Source organism: Hymenobacter busanensis, from assembly GCF_008727865.1.
Lineage (GTDB): Bacteria > Bacteroidota > Bacteroidia > Cytophagales > Hymenobacteraceae > Solirubrum > Solirubrum busanense.
In genome coordinates this window covers 930,665-946,331 of record NZ_VTWU01000001.1, presented here as the reverse complement: position 1 = coordinate 946,331, position 15,667 = coordinate 930,665, and the positions used below count along the sequence as shown (strand labels likewise).

18 protein-coding genes are annotated in these 15,667 nt (G+C 60.1%); 10 read left to right on the top strand and 8 right to left on the bottom strand.

Annotation, left to right across the window (positions count from 1 at the left end):
• Both F0P96_RS04020 and F0P96_RS04015 read left to right on the top strand, forming a co-directional pair.
• Complete coding sequence (locus F0P96_RS04020; RefSeq protein WP_151077489.1) at positions 1 to 636, top strand: LON peptidase substrate-binding domain-containing protein; 636 nt, start codon at positions 1 to 3, stop codon at positions 634 to 636.
• Between the two features lie 79 nt (positions 637 to 715).
• Positions 716 to 1,909: a metallophosphoesterase gene (locus F0P96_RS04015; RefSeq protein ID WP_235917371.1), complete on the top strand. Its 1,194-nt coding sequence runs from the start codon at positions 716 to 718 to the stop codon at positions 1,907 to 1,909.
• Here the strand turns inward: F0P96_RS04015 and F0P96_RS04010 are convergent.
• Together F0P96_RS04010 and F0P96_RS04005 are read right to left on the bottom strand one after the other, a co-directional pair.
• Positions 1,875 to 2,774, bottom strand: a complete 900-nt coding sequence (locus F0P96_RS04010) for a diacylglycerol/lipid kinase family protein (protein WP_167291153.1) — start codon at positions 2,772 to 2,774, stop codon at positions 1,875 to 1,877. The two genes, F0P96_RS04015 and F0P96_RS04010, sit on opposite strands and share 35 nt — an antisense overlap.
• A 97-nt stretch (positions 2,775 to 2,871) precedes the next feature.
• Complete coding sequence (locus tag F0P96_RS04005; RefSeq protein ID WP_151077485.1) at positions 2,872 to 3,681, bottom strand: M48 family metallopeptidase; 810 nt, start codon at positions 3,679 to 3,681, stop codon at positions 2,872 to 2,874.
• Between the two features lie 206 nt (positions 3,682 to 3,887).
• On the opposite strand from F0P96_RS04005, the gene F0P96_RS04000 reads away from it, so the two are divergent.
• On the top strand, positions 3,888 to 4,076 hold the full coding sequence (locus F0P96_RS04000) for a hypothetical protein (protein WP_151077484.1): 189 nt from the start codon (positions 3,888 to 3,890) through the stop codon (positions 4,074 to 4,076).
• An 89-nt stretch (positions 4,077 to 4,165) separates the two neighbouring features.
• On the opposite strand, the gene F0P96_RS03995 is transcribed toward F0P96_RS04000, so the two are convergent.
• Positions 4,166 to 4,960 carry a murein L,D-transpeptidase catalytic domain family protein gene (locus tag F0P96_RS03995; RefSeq protein WP_151077482.1) on the bottom strand — a complete coding sequence of 265 codons (795 nt, stop codon included), beginning with the start codon at positions 4,958 to 4,960 and terminating at the stop codon, positions 4,166 to 4,168.
• 115 nt (positions 4,961 to 5,075) lie between these two features.
• Here F0P96_RS03995 and F0P96_RS03990 point away from each other — a divergent pair, with 115 nt between their 5' ends.
• Positions 5,076 to 5,480, top strand: a complete 405-nt coding sequence (locus F0P96_RS03990) for a hypothetical protein (protein ID WP_151077480.1) — start codon at positions 5,076 to 5,078, stop codon at positions 5,478 to 5,480.
• Between the two features lie 61 nt (positions 5,481 to 5,541).
• On the opposite strand, the gene F0P96_RS03985 is transcribed toward F0P96_RS03990, so the two are convergent.
• Together F0P96_RS03985 and F0P96_RS03980 are read right to left on the bottom strand one after the other, a co-directional pair.
• Positions 5,542 to 5,937 carry a hypothetical protein gene (locus tag F0P96_RS03985; protein ID WP_151077478.1) on the bottom strand — a complete coding sequence of 132 codons (396 nt, stop codon included), beginning with the start codon at positions 5,935 to 5,937 and terminating at the stop codon, positions 5,542 to 5,544.
• A 200-nt stretch (positions 5,938 to 6,137) separates the two neighbouring features.
• Positions 6,138 to 6,596 carry a DUF4199 domain-containing protein gene (locus F0P96_RS03980; protein WP_262714335.1) on the bottom strand — a complete coding sequence of 153 codons (459 nt, stop codon included), beginning with the start codon at positions 6,594 to 6,596 and terminating at the stop codon, positions 6,138 to 6,140.
• Between the two features lie 320 nt (positions 6,597 to 6,916).
• Between F0P96_RS03980 and F0P96_RS03975 the strand changes: the two genes are divergently transcribed.
• Both F0P96_RS03975 and F0P96_RS03970 read left to right on the top strand, forming a co-directional pair.
• The gene (locus F0P96_RS03975; protein ID WP_151077474.1) at positions 6,917 to 8,542 is read left to right on the top strand and encodes an ABC-F family ATP-binding cassette domain-containing protein; all 1,626 of its coding nucleotides are present in this window, start codon (positions 6,917 to 6,919) and stop codon (positions 8,540 to 8,542) included.
• A 113-nt stretch (positions 8,543 to 8,655) separates the two neighbouring features.
• Positions 8,656 to 9,579, top strand: coding sequence for a hypothetical protein (locus F0P96_RS03970; RefSeq protein ID WP_151077472.1), 924 nt, complete (start codon positions 8,656 to 8,658; stop codon positions 9,577 to 9,579).
• A gap of 94 nt (positions 9,580 to 9,673) precedes the next feature.
• On the opposite strand, the gene F0P96_RS03965 is transcribed toward F0P96_RS03970, so the two are convergent.
• Positions 9,674 to 9,835 (bottom strand): lmo0937 family membrane protein, encoded by a 162-nt coding sequence (locus F0P96_RS03965; RefSeq protein WP_151077470.1) that lies wholly within the window; start codon positions 9,833 to 9,835, stop codon positions 9,674 to 9,676.
• Between the two features lie 334 nt (positions 9,836 to 10,169).
• Here F0P96_RS03965 and F0P96_RS03960 point away from each other — a divergent pair, with 334 nt between their 5' ends.
• The 3 genes from F0P96_RS03960 to F0P96_RS03950 all read left to right on the top strand — a co-directional run bounded on the left by F0P96_RS03960 (position 10,170) and on the right by F0P96_RS03950 (position 13,104).
• A complete protein-coding gene (locus F0P96_RS03960; protein WP_151077468.1) occupies positions 10,170 to 11,060 on the top strand; it encodes a 3-hydroxyacyl-CoA dehydrogenase family protein in 891 nt (296 codons plus the stop codon).
• A 388-nt stretch (positions 11,061 to 11,448) separates the two neighbouring features.
• A complete protein-coding gene (gene msrA / locus F0P96_RS03955; RefSeq protein WP_151077466.1) occupies positions 11,449 to 11,994 on the top strand; it encodes a peptide-methionine (S)-S-oxide reductase MsrA in 546 nt (181 codons plus the stop codon).
• Positions 11,995 to 12,168: 174 nt separating this feature from the next.
• Entirely contained in the window at positions 12,169 to 13,104 is a 936-nt protein-coding gene (locus F0P96_RS03950) for an isoaspartyl peptidase/L-asparaginase family protein (RefSeq protein ID WP_151077464.1), read from the top strand.
• A 70-nt stretch (positions 13,105 to 13,174) separates the two neighbouring features.
• Here F0P96_RS03950 and F0P96_RS03945 read toward each other — a convergent pair whose 3' ends face one another.
• Entirely contained in the window at positions 13,175 to 13,483 is a 309-nt protein-coding gene (locus F0P96_RS03945; protein WP_151077462.1) for a YrhB domain-containing protein, read from the bottom strand.
• 11 nt (positions 13,484 to 13,494) lie between these two features.
• Positions 13,495 to 14,322 (bottom strand): 2,3,4,5-tetrahydropyridine-2,6-dicarboxylate N-succinyltransferase, encoded by an 828-nt coding sequence (locus tag F0P96_RS03940; protein ID WP_151077461.1) that lies wholly within the window; start codon positions 14,320 to 14,322, stop codon positions 13,495 to 13,497.
• A 126-nt stretch (positions 14,323 to 14,448) separates the two neighbouring features.
• Here F0P96_RS03940 and F0P96_RS03935 point away from each other — a divergent pair, with 126 nt between their 5' ends.
• The gene (locus F0P96_RS03935) at positions 14,449 to 15,606 is read left to right on the top strand and encodes a glycosyltransferase (protein ID WP_151077459.1); all 1,158 of its coding nucleotides are present in this window, start codon (positions 14,449 to 14,451) and stop codon (positions 15,604 to 15,606) included.
• Positions 15,607 to 15,667: the final 61 nt, after the last annotated feature.

Sequence of the window (15,667 nt, the reverse complement as noted above, 5' to 3'; positions counted from 1 at the left end):
ATGCCACGCCTGCTTCCCCTTTTCCCCCTCAACCTCGTGGTTTTTCCCGGCGAAAAACTCAACCTGCACATCTTCGAGCCGCGCTACCGGCAGCTGGTGCACGACTGCGCCACCGAAGGCCTCACGTTCGGTATTCCGGCGTTTCTGAACGGCGCCGTGCAACCCATCGGCACCGAAATGCGGCTGATCAAAATCGAAAAGCTTTACGAATCCGGTGAGTCCGACATTCGTACCGAGGGCGTGAGCGTGTTTCGCCTCGACGAAATGCTGCGCCAGGCGCCGGGCAAGCTGTATGCCGCCGGCTACGTGGAAACCCTGCCCGACGACCCCGCCGAATCGGCCCCGCTGCGCCAGCGCATTACGGCTCAGCTTGAGCAGCTATACGATGCGCTTGGCTTGCACCCTTTGCTGCTCACTTTGCCGCCGCACTTCCGTATTTTCGATGTGGCCCATCACCTCGGCCTCTCCAACGAGCAAGAATACCACCTGCTGGAGCTGACCTCCGAAACCGAACGGCAGGAAATGGTGTGCGAGCATCTGGAGCGGCTGTTGCCCATGCTCAGCGAAACCGAGCGCCTGAAAGAGCGCGTGCGCCAGAACGGCCACTTCAAGAATCTGACGCCGCCGTCGTTCTAACGGCAGCGCGGCCAACTTCGCCCCCGGCGGCGCGTACACCCGGCAAACTTTCCTGCTGGCCGTGGCTTTATTCGCGCTTGTGTTGTGTGCCTTACTGGCGGCGTGGCTGGCCTACCGCTTTGTGCAGGAGCGCCGCCTGCGGCGCCGACCCTACATAGCCCCGGCGTGGCGCCAGCAGCAATCCGCCTCACCGCCCGACACGGCCCCCGCACACCGCATTTGCCTGGTTGGCGACCTGGGCGCGGTGGCCACCGACGGCCGCGACCCGGTGCTCAACCTGCTGCGCCGCTGGCTGCAGGAAGTTGGTGCCTCCGGTACCGTGGTGTTGCTCGGCGACAATGTGTACCCGGTAGGCTTGCCTCCCATGGGCCACCCGCGCCGCGAAGACGCCGAGCATCGTCTCAACATTCAACTGGAAGTGCTGCGCGGCTTTGCGGGTCCGGTAGTATTTCTCAGCGGCAACCACGACTGGAACAAAGGCCGCCCCGACGGCTACGAATACCTGCGGGCGCAGGAAGCCTACGTGCGCCAGCACTTGCCCCAAGCCTTGTATTTGCCCGAAAACGGTTGCCCCGGTCCCGTTGCCCTACCTCTGGCCAATGGCTTGGTGCTGCTGGTGCTCAACACCCAGTGGTGGGTGCAGCGGGGCCCCCGCCCCTTCGGTCCGGCCCACGGCTGTGCAGCCACCGACACCAAGCAGCCCTTCACGCAGCTGGCCGATATGCTGGCCCAGTACCACGGCCAGCGCATTGTGGTAGCCGGGCACCATCCGCTGTATTCCAATGCCATGCACGGCGGCAAATTCACAGTAAAGCAGCACGTGTTTCCGCTGACCGCGGCCCATAAGCGCGCTTATGTGCCTTTGCCGCTGATTGGGTCATTGTTTCCGTTCTACCGCCGCCTGGTGGGAGCCGCTGAAGACATGGCCCACCCGCCCTACCGCCGAATGCGCCGCCGCTTGCTAGATGTGCTCCGGCAAGTTCCGGGAATCGTGTACGCCGCCGGCCACGACCACAACCTGCAGTACTTTCTGCGGCGCGGCGTGCACTACATCGTCAGCGGGGCTGGTAGCAAAACCTCCTTTGTACAGGCCGGCGGCAAGGCGGCGTTTGTGCACGAGCACAAGGGCTTTTTCACCCTCGATTATTACGCCGACGGCCAGCTGTGGCTGCACACCTGGGAGCCGGCCGATACCGAGGGTACGCGCGCCGCGCCGGTCTTTAGCTCGGCTTTGCCCGTTACGGCACCAGCACCCGCAGGCTCCGTGGGCTGATGCTGACTTGCAGCGGCGTGGACAATTCCAGCGGTTCGCCGTCGACTTGCACCTGCACGGTATCTTGGCCCAGCACCGCTATACGGGCCCGGCGGCACCGCAACCGCCGCGTGTACTCCGATTCCTCGAACCCTTCGCTGTAGAGGTGGTAGAGCATGCGCGGGGCCGCCGCCGCCGGAAATGGTTCGATAAGGCACAGCTCAAACCACCCGTCATCGAGCAGCCCGTCGGGGTTGATGACCACGTTGCTCCCGAACGTGCGGGCGTTGGCAATGGTGAGCATAAAGGCCTCGCCTTCCCAGGTTTCCGTTTCGGTTTCAATACGGTAGCGGGCCGGTTCGTAGCCTATATACTCCTGAAGCGCAATGCGCACGTAGGCCCCCGGCCCCCGGGTTGTGCCTTCACTGAATCGGGTTACGACCAGGGCGTTGAAGCCTAAATCGGCGAGGTGCGCTGTAAAATGCCCGCTCACGCTCAGTGTATCAATGGTCTGCTCGCGGTGGGCCCATACCAACTCTACGGCCGCAGCGGGGTCTTGTGGAATACCCAGATCCTTGGAAAGACCATTGCCGGAGCCCAGAGGCACTATTCCCATCGGCAGGCCCAGTGCCTGCACGGCTTGCGCCACCAAGCTCACCGTTCCATCGCCGCCGGCGGCAAACACGGCTTCGTACGCGTGCTGCTGCAGGTACTGCTGCAAGCGGTCCAGGTCGTTGTTCCCGGTAGTTTCAAAAAGCCCGGCTTCGCGTCCGTGCTCCTTGCACACCTGCACCAGCATCTGGTGCACGTCGCTCTTGTCGATGTCGCCGGAAATGGGGTTGATGACGAACAGAATTCGGCGCAGAAAAAGAGGAGTATTGGGCATACGGCAGGAAAACGGCTTGGGGCTTTAACGCAAGCGCCACAAAAAAAGCCGGCACTTTCGCGCCGGCTTTTCAACTACTGCAACGCAGCGAAGAGGATTATTTTTTTAGGCCCGTAGGCACCCCGCTGGGAAACTCAGCCGCTATTTCGCGGTCCAGCTCGTCAATGCGGTTGCCGGGGTTGGGGTGGGTGCTCATGAACTCGGGGGTGCTACTGCGGCCGCCCTGCTCTTCCAGAATGCGCATCACTTCAATCATGGAGCGGGGGTCGTACTGCGCCTCGCTGGCATACTTCACGGCCAAGCGGTCGGCTTCCAGCTCATCCTGGCGCCCGAAACGCATCGTGATGAGCTTCGAGACCATGGCGGCGGCGGCGGCCGTAGCCATGGTGCTGGGCCGGTCGGGGTCGTAGGCAGCAATGGCGGCAGCGCCCGTCAGGCCTTGCGTCAGCTTCGATTTGGCCATCTGCTCGGCCGAATGGCGGCCTACCACGTGGCCAATTTCGTGGGCCAGCACGCCGGCCACCTGCCCTTCCGATTTCATGTTTTTCAGCAAGCCCGCCGTCACGAAAATCTGCCCGCCGGGCAGCGCAAAGGCGTTAATGGTATTCTCATCGGCCAACAGGTGGAAATCAAACTTGTAGGGCGACTTGGCCGCTTCGGAGCGCGACACGATTTCTTGCCCAATGCGCTTGACGGCGGCGGCGGCTTGCTGGTCGGGGTGAAGGCCGCCGTACTGTTGGGCCATTTCGGGGGCGGCTTGCAGGCCCAGGGCAATTTCCTGGTCGGCCGACATGCTCACGTGTTGCACCTCGCCGGTTACGGGGTTGGTGCTACGGTTGCAGTAATAGGTAACCAGGGAAAAAGCGGCCAGCAGCAGCCCGATGATGTATCGGAGGTTTCCTCGCATGGTGGGAGTCAGTAAAAGGGGGTTGATGAGAGAAGAAACGACCCGGCGGCTACCGGAAACCGTTCAGCTGCATCTAACGCGCCACATTCGGAAGGGTTGTACCCGGCCTAACGCAGCCAAAACAGGGTTACTTACGTACCATGCCTTGCATTCCACCTCGGACTGCGGCTTGCCACGTGCGGCCTTTCTTCCTTCCTACTTTCACGATGAACCAGAAACGCACCTTTGGGTCTTTGCTGACGCTGCTTGGCATTGCGGCCCTCATTTATGGCGCCCTCGGCTTGCTGGGCATGGTCCAACTAAGCAAAATGAACTCCCTTGTTCCGCTGGGCCTGGGCCTGGTGTTTTTCTTCGCCGGCATCAGCCTCGTGCGCGCCACCGGCGACCGGGCGTAAACAGCTCACTACGCGGTAATAACAAAGGCCGGGCATCCAGTAAGGACGTCCGGCCTTGCTGTATGTATTGGTTTTAGATAGAAGCGACCTTACTGCGCCACCATGGGGCTCATGCCCTGGCTGCGGGCAAAAGCCGGTAAAGCATCGTCCAGGTTCAGCCACGACGAACGGTAGCTAACACTAGCTGGGGGCTGTGCATAGATAACCGACCCGCCCTGAATGGTTTTGATGATGGCCGCCGATTGCTCGGGTGGCAGCGCCGGGCACCCCTGGCTGCGGCCCAGGCGGCCGTGCTGCCGAATAAAATCCTGGCATACGTACTCGGCTCCGTGCACCACTACCGCCCGCGAGGCGGCGTTGGAGTTGAATTGCGGGTCCATGCCGCGCAATTTCAGCGACAGGCCGTGCTTGCCTTGGTAGGTTTGCTGGGTGAGGTAAAAGCCCACGCTGCTTTGTTCGGAGCCCGCGGTGTTCGAAAAGGCCTTGGCAAATTCTTCGCCCGTGTTTTTGCCGTGCGCAACCAGCGTGTGAAACAACAAGCGTTGCTTGGCCAGATCAATTACCCACAAGCGGTTGAGGCGGCTGGAACGGCCGAAATCAATGATGGTAAGCACCGGCTTGCTGGCCAGCCCGCGGCGGCGCAGGTTGTAATACCCGATAAGCGCATTGCGCAGTACCGTCGCACTCAGGCCGGTGCTGGCCAGGTGCGCCGTAGCGTACGTCCGCACCAGGTTTTGCTCAAAGGCTGCCATGTACAGCGCCTGTTGCGCAGTGCCCGGTGGCTTGGCCGCGGGCGAAACCCCGCTGGGCAGCGCCGCTGCCGATACGCTGCGCAGGCCCAAGGTCAGCAGTCCAACAACCGCGAGAAAACGTGCAGGCTTCATTGCAAGGTGGAAATGGCGTGAAGTCGCAATCCGACAGAGTAACACGGCCCCGCAAATGTACTAGTTTTGCGCAGCCGTGCCCTCTAACGACGGAGGTCCAACCCGGGTTCCAACGATGCACCTACGCGTATTATTATTTGGGGCAGCCACTTCTCTATTAGCATCTTGCAGCCAGTCGAGCATCACTATTCCGGGGTTCGATGCGGCGGCCTGGCAGCGTGACACCCGAGCCTGTCAAAACACCCGCGCCAAGTTGCTGCCCCCGCTCGATCAGCACCGGCAAAAACTGTATGGTCTCAGCAACGGCGCTGTAAACGGCTTGCTGGGCCACCCCGACGAAGAGGAACTCGAAGAACAGACCCAGCGCATCTATTATTACTACCTCGACCCCGGGGAGCAATGCCAACCGGGTCATCCACGTAGTAAGGCCCGACGGCTCGTGCTCCGGTTCGGCGCGCTTAACACCGTAACGGAAGTTCTGTACAGCACCACGCCGCCCATCGGTAAGAAAGCTCCATAAAAAAAGCCGCCCGCTTCGCTTAGTGCGCGAAGCGGGCGGCTTTTTTTATGGAGCAAAATTTCTAACCCAATCGGTTCTGGTTGGGGTCGGTAGCGGCAGGAGCGTCGTTGGCTGGCGTTTCTTCCCGCCACACACTCAGTTGCGAAGGCGTAAAAATACGCTGGCATTCCTGTTCGTACTGGGCTTCCAGTTCGATCAGCTTGGCGTTGCGGGTATCAGGGTCCTGCTGAAACTGCCATTGAATCTCGTCCATTTTGGCGAGCTTAATCTGGTTGGCAGCCCGCAGCTTGATGTACTGCGCTTCGTTCAGGTGCAGCCGGTTGGCCATTTGCCGGGTTAGGTCATCGGCTTGCACGGTCTGGCTCTGGTTGGGCATGTCGGGTTGCCGGTCGCGCATCTGGGCGTTGGCCACGATGCTGAGGCAGCAGCAAAATGCGGCTATGAGAAAGGCTTTCATGGAAAGGGGCAAAGTAGGTGGAGTTGGTTGAGCTGTCTTTACTCAATCCAATTATATGTTGCAAAAGTTTAATAAACAACTCTCTTATAACATTTTTCTTTGTGGCTTCGGTTCCCATTTCGGGAAGATTGTCTCAATAAGAAACCCGCCCTGGCAGTACGCCAAGGCGGGTTTTATTTAGAAGCAGCAAGGCTCGTTCACTAATCCAACTGCTCCAATGGTTTGTGGTCGGGGCTCTTGAAGTATTGCATGGCAATGAGCGAAATAATGACGCCCGACATTACACCTTGCAGCAATACCGCCAGGAAGGCAATGGTTACCGAGAGGTCAAACCCAAACAAATCCTGGGCGCGCAATTGCTCCACAAAGTTCGGGTTAATGACCATGTACGCAATCAGAAACAACCCAAACACCAGCGAGGCAACAGCGGCCGTGATGATGCCGGTACCAAAGCCGTGCAGGTACGGCATCCGGTCGTGGCGCACGCGCTTGTAGTGCGCAATGGCCATGCATACGCCAATAGCCAGCACAACGCCGTTCAAAAAGCTGTATTCGATGCGGTCGGCCCAGCCGATGAGACTGGCCAGCAGAAAATAGGCAATCATGCCCACGGACGTGAAAAGTCCGTACCGTATCCCGTTCCGTTCCGGAGAAAGCATTGCGTCAGCCATAAGGCAGGAGGTTGAAGAGTTAAAATGAAGAGAGGCGCGCTGGCTAGGCAGGCATATAATTGCCGCTGCCGCAAGCGCCTTTATCTATACTGCAATCGGGCGGTGCCGGTTGTGCTTTGCGCAACGCCCAAGCCAACTTTTGTTTTTTAACCGCCTGATTCTGTGGCTTCCGCTTTGCGGGATTTTTTGGCAAGCCGTTGGTGTTATATCTCCTCGGGCGCATGCGCCCCGGTGGTTTTTGACTACCTTTGCGCGGTTTTTGGCCTATTCTGGCTCTTTTCTGATTTGATTTTTTCGGCAGCTACTGCATGATCAGCACTACCAACGTCAGCCTGCGCTACGGCAAGCGCATCTTGTTTGAAGACGTTACCATCAAGTTTATGCCCGGCAACGTGTACGGCCTTATCGGGGCCAACGGAGCAGGCAAATCCACTTTCCTGAAGATTCTCTCGGGCGAAATCGAAGCCAACACCGGCTCGGTGGACATGCCCAAGGGCGCGCGCCTCTCGGTACTGAAGCAGGACCAGTTTGCCTACGACCAGTACCCGGTGCTGCAAACCGTGATTATGGGCCACCAGCGCCTCTGGAAGGTGATGGAGGAGAAAGACGCCCTTTACGCCAAGCCCGATTTCTCGGACGCCGACGGCGAGCGGGCCGCTGTGCTCGAAGGCGAGTTTGCCGACCTTGAAGGCTGGAACGCCGACTACGAAGCCGCCGAGCTGCTCTCGGGCCTCGGCATTGGCGAAGACAAGCACTACACCCTGATGGGCGACCTGGGCACCTCCGACAAAGTGCGCGTGCTGCTGGCCCAGGCCCTGTTCGGCAACCCCGACGTGCTGCTGCTCGACGAACCGACCAACGGCCTCGACGCCGAAACGGTGCTGTGGCTGGAAAACTTCCTCGACGGCTTCCAGAACACGGTTATTGTGGTGAGCCACGACCGTCACTTCCTCGACGCGGTGTGTAACTACATGGCCGACCTCGACTTCTCGAAAATCACCATGTACCCCGGCAATTACTCGTTCTGGTACGAGTCGAGCCAGCTGGCTTTGCGCCAGCGCCAGGAGGTGAACAAGAAGACCGAGGACAAGCGCAAGGAACTGGAGGAGTTTGTGCGCCGCTTCTCGGCCAACGCCTCGAAGTCGAAGCAGGCTACCTCGCGCCAGAAGCTGCTGCAAAAACTCACGCTGGAGGAAATCAAGCCCTCCTCGCGCAAGTACCCTTACATTGCTTTCAAAGCCGAGCGCGAAGCCGGCAACCAGCTGCTGACGGTAGACAACCTGAGCGCCTCGGTCGACGGTGAACTGGTGTTTCGCAACGTGTCCTTCTCGCTCGACAAGAAAGACAAAGTGGCCATTGTGGGCCGCGACGACCGCGCCGCTTCCCTCCTGTTTGACATTCTGTTTGGCGAAAAGCAGGCTGACAAAGGCACATTCGCCTGGGGCACGACCATCACGCCTTCGTACTTCCCGAAGGAAAACACCGAGTTCTTCAACACCGACTTGAACCTGGTGGATTGGCTGCGCCAGTATTCCGCCGAGAAGGACGAGTCGTTCATCCGCGGCTTCCTGGGCCGCATGCTGTTTTCGGGCGAAGAGTCCCTGAAGAAATCGAACGTGCTGAGCGGGGGCGAGAAAGTGCGCTGCATGCTCTCCAAGATGATGATGGAATCGGGCAACGTGCTGGTGCTCGACGACCCGACCAACCACCTCGACCTGGAAAGCATTACGGCCCTGAACAACTCGCTGCGCGACTTCCCCGGCACCATGCTCTTCGCCTCGCACGACTTGCAGTTCATCGACACCGTAGCCAACCGCATCATCGAGCTGACGCCGGAAGGCATCATCGACAAGCGCATGACCTACGAAGAGTACCTGGCCGACGAAACCATTAAGGCCCAACGCCAGCGCATGTACCAAACGGTGGGCGCCTAGCGTTTTACCGGCGACGAAGGCCGCGGATGCAACGCTCCGCGGCCTTTTTGTTTCTTGCGTGCGGAACGCCCGCGTTCCTTCCCTCGTTTTCTGTGCTCTTTCCTCCTGCTACTATGAAGCGTTTTTTGCTGGCGGCCCTCCTTGGATCGACCGCATTGCTGAGTGCCCCGGTTGCGCTGGCCCAGCGCACCGACTCGACCACCGTGAAGCCGCAGCTGAACACGGCGCCTCCCGGCCCGGTGCTGCCGCGCCCGCGCACCACGCCGGCCCCTGCCACGCCCACCAACCCCGCTCCTGCCACGGCCCCCACACAGGCGCCCATTCAGCCCACCACGCCGCCCAAACCCAGCACCACCTTGGACGACGACGGCCGCTCGGCACAGCCCTTGCCGGGCTCGGCGGCTCCGCAGGCCCAGCCGGCCCGCCCCCGCACCACGCCCACAATCGACGACGACGGCCGGCCCGCCGAACGGATTCCGTCGACTGGGCAAATTCCCGGGTCGCAGGCCGTAGATCGGCCGAAAAGCAAATATTTCGTCTACGGAAATTTCAGCCTGGGCCTAAACGGCAACAACGCCGGCGGTACGTCTTACAACGTGGGCGCTTCGCCGGCGCTGGGCTACCGCATTACCGACCGCATTGCTGCCGGTCCGGGCATCGTGTATTCGCACTCGGGCTATAGCATTCCGGCCGCCAACTCGGGTACGGGTATCCGCCAGAGCATTTCGGGTAACAACTATGGCCTGAAAGCCTTTGCGCAGGTAATGGTCATCAAGAACTTCTTCGTGCACGCCGAGTACGAAGTAACGCGCGCGCAAATCATCTACGAAGTGCTTACCAGCCCCACCACGCTGGCGGTGCGCCGCGACGAGGCCACGGTCCGCACTCCCCTGCTGGGCATTGGCTACCGGCAGGAACTGGGCGACCGAGCCGCCGCCGACATTGCGGTGCTCTATAATTTCAACGACGGCTTGCAGGCCAACATCTACGGCCAGCCGGTTATCCGCTTCAGCTTCCTCTTCGACATCGGCAAGTAACCATTGCGGGCGTAACACGAAAAGGGCTGCCTCCGCAAGGAGGCAGCCCTTTTCGTGTTTTTCAGACGCAACGTTGCGCCGGGGTGGCCTCAGATTAGACCGTGCCGCCGCGTATCAAACGCAGGATGATGGCAATAATGGCAATGACCAGCAGGATGTGAATCAGATTGCCCATTCCAAAGCTGTTGAAGCCGAGGAAGCCGAGTGCCCAGATGATGATGAGCACAACAGCAATGAGGTACAGCAGATTGCCCATGGTTGTCGAAAAGAGTTAGGTGAGGGTGTGGACGTTTGCAAAACCCTCGCGACCCGGTTCCATCCTGTTTGCGGGTGGCGTGTCGCGGCGTTCTGCGGGTTTGTACGCGGGGTTGTACAAAAGGATATAACGGGGCAAGATATTTTTTCAAAAACATAGCTATACCCTTATACATCATGCACCTAAACTTTTCTGCCGGCCGCCGGTTTTACTACATCCATTCCGCTGGGGTAGCCACCGCGCAACTTGGGTGGCGCAGGGCTTTCGTGTAGCTTTGCCGGGCGGCCAGTGCCTTGCCGCCCGCTCTTTTCCTCCTCCCCTTCTATTTCCCCGCATGCTGAACGTTGCCGTCATTGGCTCGGGCACCATGGGCAATGGTATTGCCCACGTGTTTGCCCAGTATGGATTCCCGGTCACGCTGATTGACCTCAATCTCGAAAACCTCAACAAAGGCCTCGCTACCATTGGCAAAAACCTCGACCGGCAAGTAGCCAAAGGGGCGTTGTCGGAAGACGACAAAACGGCGATTCTGGGCCGGCTGCGGCCCTCTACCTCGCTTCAGGAAGGCGTGCGCGACGCGGGCCTGGTGGTGGAAGCCGCCACCGAAAGCGTGGACCTGAAGCTGCAGATTTTCCGCCAGCTCGATGAGTTTACGCCCGCCGGCTGCATTCTGGCCTCCAATACCAGCAGCATCAGCATCACCAAGATTGCGGCCGTTACCAAGCGCCCCGAAAGCGTGATTGGCATGCACTTCATGAACCCGGTGCCGGTGATGAAGCTCGTGGAAGTCATTCGCGGCTACGCTACTTCCGACGCCGTGACCGAGCAGGTTATGGAGCTGTCGAAACAGCTGGGCAAGATTCCGACGGAGGTCAACGACTACCCCGGTTTCGTGGCCAACCGCATCCTGATGCCGATGATCAACGAGGCCATTTACACCCTGTTTGAGGGTGTGGCCGGCGTAGAAGAAATCGACACGGTCATGAAACTGGGCATGGCTCACCCGATGGGCCCGCTGCAGCTGGCCGATTTCATCGGCTTGGACGTGTGCCTGGCCATTCTGCGCGTGCTGCACGAAGGCCTTGGCAACCCCAAGTATGCCCCCTGCCCGCTGCTGGTGAACATGGTAATGGCCGGCCGCCTGGGCGTGAAGTCGGGCGAAGGTTTCTACCAGCACACGGCCGGCTCGAAGGAGCTGGTGGTAGCCAGCCGCTTCCGCCGCTAATTCGGCTTCCTATGCTGCAACAGCCCGTGCCGACCGATCGACACGGGCTGTTGGCATTCGTGGGGATACTGTCGACTAGTAGACAGGGCCATTTGCAGAACAGAAAGCGGCTGTCGTCCAGTCGACACGGGCATGTGTATTCCCGAAAATCCGTGTCGTGTAGTCGACACGGGGTTTCGGATTGTGTGGAAGTGTTTGTCGAGTAGTCGACCGGCGCTTTTGCATCTCAGTACGTGCTTGCCGAGTAGTCGACACGGGGGTTTCGGTTCTGTGGATGGTTGCGCTGCGTCGTGAGCCAAGGGGTTTAGCAGCGCCGGGCTGTCTTGGGGAAACCTTACGGCTGGTTTTCCGCTTATTATCCTACCACTCCTTTCATTTCCCACTTACTATGGAATTAGCAACCTTTGGGGCCGGCTGTTTTTGGTGCGTCGAGGCCGTGTTTCAGAACCTGAACGGCGTAGAGAAAGTCGTTTCGGGCTACACCGGCGGACGCATTGCCAACCCTACCTACAAAGAAGTCTGCTCGGGCCTGACCGGGCACAACGAGGTAGCGCAAATCACCTTCGACCCTGCGAAAATTAGCTTCGAGGAGCTGCTGGAGGTGTTCTGGAAAACCCACGACCCCACCACGCTCAACCGCCAAGGCAACGACGTGGGCACGCAGTACCGCTCGGGCATCTACTACCACAATGCTGAACAGAAGCGCCTGGCCGAGGAATACAAGCAGAAACTCAACGACGCCCATGCTTTCCCCCAGCCCATTGTCACCGAGATTCTGCCGCTGTCGGTGTTCTACCCCGCCGAGGACTACCACCAGAACTACTTCAACCTCAACGGCGGGCAACCTTACTGCCAGTTTGTGGTGAAGCCCAAAGTCGACAAAGTGCGGCAGGTGTTTGCCGACAAGCTGAAGCCCCGCGTTTCGGCCGATTAGTCCGGTTTACGTTTTCGCATAAACCACTGTCTTTCAAAAGCCCGGCCTGCGCCGGGCTTTTTTGTTTGCTGACTACCCCATACCATAGGCTTGCAGCACCAACGAAGCGCCTTCTTCGCCGTACCAACGAGGCGCCGCATTCTTACCTACCACACCATCTCCCCACTACCGAGTATGGGCAAGTATGTCATTGTCATCCACGGCGGCGCGGTCACCACCGACCCGTCGTCGATTCCACCAGAAAAAGAAGCAGCTCTGAAAAAGGGCCTCGAAGCGGCTTTACATGCTGGCTGGGAAATTTTGAACCGCGGCGGTACTGCCCTCGATGCGGTGGAAGCGGCCGTGATGAGCATGGAAGACAACGAGCTGTTCAACGCCGGGCGCGGGGGTATGTTCACCCTCAACGGCGAGGTAGAAACCGAAGCCTCGGTAATGGACGGCCTCACCCTGCGCGGCGGGGCCGTGAGCGGGTTGAAGTTGGTGAAAAACCCCGTGCACCTGGCCCGCTTGGTGATGGAGAAGTGCAAGCATACTTTCCTCACGGCCGAAGGAGCGCACGAGTTTGCGCTAGCCCAGGGCCTGATGCTGCAGGACCCTAGCTACTTCAAAACCGACGAGCAACGGCAGGAGTGGCTCGACATCATTCAGGAAGCCGAAGTGGAGCACCCCAACAAGCACGACACCGTGGGCGCCGTGGCTCTCGACCAACACGGCAATTTAGCCGTAGCCACTAGCACCGGCGGCATCGAAGGCAAGCTGCGCGGCCGCGTAGGCGACAGCTGCATCTACGGCGGCGGCTCCTACGCCAACAACGAGGTGTGTGCCGCCTCCTGCACCGGCGACGGCGAAATCATTATGCTCGCCGCCTGCGCCCACGAAGTGTATGCGCTGCGCAAGTACAAAAAGCTCTCGATTGCCAAGGCCGCGCAAGGTGCCGTGGCAGTGCACGCCGACAAGCTACAGGGTGACCGGGGCATTATTGCCATTGACCCCGAGGGCAACTTCGCCATTGAGTCGAACACCAACGTGATGCGCTGCGCTTACCGTGTGGGCGACGACGAGCCGTTCGTGGCCATTTGGAAAGAGGATGTAGACGAGCAGCTACGCTAAACCTGCTGGTTCAAAAGCAAAGCGCCTGACCAGTTTTGGTCAGGCGCTTTGCTTTTATGGCGCTTCGGTGTCAATAGCCTTTCTGCTTTTCGTATTCTGCCAAATAACAATCAACTCCATGTGCCGTACCCGTGACAGTAATGGAGCCATCGAATTTATTCACGATAAAAGGCGCGTTGCCTATTAAAGCAAACACGAAGTCGTCAGTTTCCAGAAAGCTTTTGGAAGCATAAAAGAAAACCCAACCGTAAGGCCTGCTGATGGTTTCCTCGTAAATGAGGACGCAATCCGTAACTGCATCTGGGTCGCCATACGGATTGGCATTTAGCGCATCCATATACCCTTGAGCAATATCCCTGGCCTCTTCAAAAAGCGGCATTTCTGTTTGGCTTACACCGCCACGTCGTGTTCCCGCAGGGCGTCGTTGAGTGAGGTTTTTAGGTCCGTGCTGGGTTTGCGCTGCCCGATAATGAGGGCGCAGGGCACGTGGTATTCGCCGGCCGGAAACTGCTTGGGCAAAGTACCGGGAATGACCACCGAGCGGGGCGGCACGTAGCCGCGGTACTCCTTCGGCTCGGCGCCCGACACGTCGATGATGCGGGTGCTGCCGGTGATGGTAACGCCTGCACCGAGCACGGCTTCTTTGCCCACGTGGCAGCCTTCTACCAAAATGCAGCGCGAGCCGATGAAGGCCCCGTCTTCGATGATAACCGGCGCGGCCTGCACCGGCTCGAGTACGCCGCCCAGGCCTACCCCGCCCGAGAGGTGCACGTGCTTGCCCACTTGCGCGCACGAGCCCACGGTGGCCCAGGTGTCCACCATCGTGCCCTCGCCCACGTAGGCGCCGATGTTTACATAAGAAGGCATCATAATCACGCCGGGGGCGAGGTAGCTGCCGTAGCGGGCCACGGCGGGCGGCACCACGCGCACCTGTTGCTGCGCGTAGTTGGTTTTGAGCTTCATCTTGTCGTGAAACTCAAAGGGGCCGACTTCCAACGTTTGCATCTGCTGCAGCGGGAAGTACAAAATGACGGCCTTCTTGATCCAGTCGTTTACCTGCCAGCGCCCGTCCTCCGACGTGCTGGGTTCGGCCACGCGCAGCTGGCCGCGGTCGAGGTGCTCGATAACGGAGCGGATGGCTTCCTGGGTAGCGGCGTCTTGCAGGCGCGAGCGGTCGGTCCAGGCGGCTTCGATGAGGGCGTGAATGTCGTTGGTCATAGGGAAGGAAGCGCCGGGTGGCGCGTCAGAAGAAAAGTGAAAAAGCGGCCGCTTGGTTGCGCAGCAAGACGCAAAAAGGAGCGGCGGCACGCGGCAGCGGGACGAAAGTAGTAGGTTTGGCGTGGTATGGAAAACCCGGCGGCTCGTTCGGTGCGCGTGTTACTGGCCTCGGTCCTCAAGCCCGTGGACGATACGCGCATGGCCGAAAAGGTTGGCCGCACCCTGGCTGAGGCCGGCTACGAGGTACACATTGCCGGGCGCAGCAGTGCTCCTCCCGCTTTCGTTGGCGGCATTCGGCAACACCCCATTTTCCAGGCCCAGCGCCTCAGCTTCGACCGCCTTGCGGCCCAGTGGCGCTATTGGCTGTTGTTGCACCGCCTGCGCCCGGCTGTGGTTATTGTGCACGCGCCGGAACTGCTGCCGCTCACACTGCTGTGGCAATGGCTGGAGCCACGGCGGGCGTTTCTATATGACGTGCGCGAGAACTACGCGCTCAACATCAGCACCCAGCAGGTGTACGGCGGCTTTAGCAAGCGTGTGCTAGCCGGCGCCATCCGCCGGATTGAGCTGCTGGCATTTCGCCGAGCCGCCGGTGTGCTGTTGGCCGAGCGCAGTTACGCCGACGAGCTGCGCGGCTTGCCCGCCGGCCGCACGTATATTCTCGAAAACAAGTACGCCGGCTCCGCGCCCACCGCAGCGCACCCGGCCATCCTCCCTATGCCCACCGAGCCGCTGCGGCTGCTTTATTCGGGCACCATTTCGTCCCTCAACGGCGTGTTCGATGCAGTGGCCTGGGTACAGCACCTGCGCCAAGCCTGGCCCGCTGCCCAGCTGTCCATTATCGGGTTTTGCCAGCAACCGGAGGAGCTGCGCCGCCTGCAGCAGTTGGTAGCGGAACATAGCTCGTGGCTGCGCTTGATTGGCGGCGCGCAGCCGGTGCCGCATCAGGAAATTCTGCGGGAGATTGAGCGGCACCACGTAGGCCTGCTGCCTTACCAGGAACATCCCAGCTCGTGGCGCTGCATGCCCACCAAGCTCTACGAATACCTTGCCGCCGGACTGCCCGTGCTGGTACCGCCAAACCCGCTATGGGAAGCTGAAGTCCGACGTCATCAAGCAGGCATAGTTGTATCTTTTCGGCAACCTCTCCCCGCCCCCAATCACCTGGCCCAGCAGCTCGGCGGCCGCCGGTTTTACGCAACCGGGCCGGTGGCCGAAGCCCACTGGAGCAGCGAGGCGCCGCGGCTGCTGGCGGCCGTTGCAGCGGCCTGCACGGGCCGCTAGCGCAGCAACGAGAGGCCCGCGACTTGCGTTGTTAGCGCAGCCCGCGCGTTGTTATCTTTGG

Bases quoted from the DNA above. Each gene is read 5' to 3' on its own strand.
- F0P96_RS03945 (WP_151077462.1), bottom strand. From the start codon at position 13,483: ATGCCGCTTTTTGAAGAGGCCAGGGATATTGCTCAAGGGTATATGGAT.
- F0P96_RS03935 (WP_151077459.1), top strand. From the start codon at position 14,449: ATGGAAAACCCGGCGGCTCGTTCGGTGCGCGTGTTACTGGCCTCGGTC.
- F0P96_RS04020 (WP_151077489.1), top strand. From the start codon at position 1: ATGCCACGCCTGCTTCCCCTTTTCCCCCTCAACCTCGTGGTTTTTCCC.
- F0P96_RS03975 (WP_151077474.1), top strand. From the start codon at position 6,917: ATGATCAGCACTACCAACGTCAGCCTGCGCTACGGCAAGCGCATCTTG.
- F0P96_RS03995 (WP_151077482.1), bottom strand. From the start codon at position 4,960: ATGAAGCCTGCACGTTTTCTCGCGGTTGTTGGACTGCTGACCTTGGGC.
- F0P96_RS03990 (WP_151077480.1), top strand. From the start codon at position 5,076: ATGCACCTACGCGTATTATTATTTGGGGCAGCCACTTCTCTATTAGCA.
- F0P96_RS03970 (WP_151077472.1), top strand. From the start codon at position 8,656: ATGAAGCGTTTTTTGCTGGCGGCCCTCCTTGGATCGACCGCATTGCTG.
- F0P96_RS03940 (WP_151077461.1), bottom strand. From the start codon at position 14,322: ATGACCAACGACATTCACGCCCTCATCGAAGCCGCCTGGACCGACCGC.
- F0P96_RS03985 (WP_151077478.1), bottom strand. From the start codon at position 5,937: ATGAAAGCCTTTCTCATAGCCGCATTTTGCTGCTGCCTCAGCATCGTG.
- F0P96_RS04010 (WP_167291153.1), bottom strand. From the start codon at position 2,774: ATGCCCAATACTCCTCTTTTTCTGCGCCGAATTCTGTTCGTCATCAAC.
- F0P96_RS03965 (WP_151077470.1), bottom strand. From the start codon at position 9,835: ATGGGCAATCTGCTGTACCTCATTGCTGTTGTGCTCATCATCATCTGG.
- msrA (WP_151077466.1), top strand. From the start codon at position 11,449: ATGGAATTAGCAACCTTTGGGGCCGGCTGTTTTTGGTGCGTCGAGGCC.
- F0P96_RS03950 (WP_151077464.1), top strand. From the start codon at position 12,169: ATGGGCAAGTATGTCATTGTCATCCACGGCGGCGCGGTCACCACCGAC.
- F0P96_RS03980 (WP_262714335.1), bottom strand. From the start codon at position 6,596: ATGCTTTCTCCGGAACGGAACGGGATACGGTACGGACTTTTCACGTCC.
- F0P96_RS04000 (WP_151077484.1), top strand. From the start codon at position 3,888: ATGAACCAGAAACGCACCTTTGGGTCTTTGCTGACGCTGCTTGGCATT.
- F0P96_RS04005 (WP_151077485.1), bottom strand. From the start codon at position 3,681: ATGCGAGGAAACCTCCGATACATCATCGGGCTGCTGCTGGCCGCTTTT.
- F0P96_RS03960 (WP_151077468.1), top strand. From the start codon at position 10,170: ATGCTGAACGTTGCCGTCATTGGCTCGGGCACCATGGGCAATGGTATT.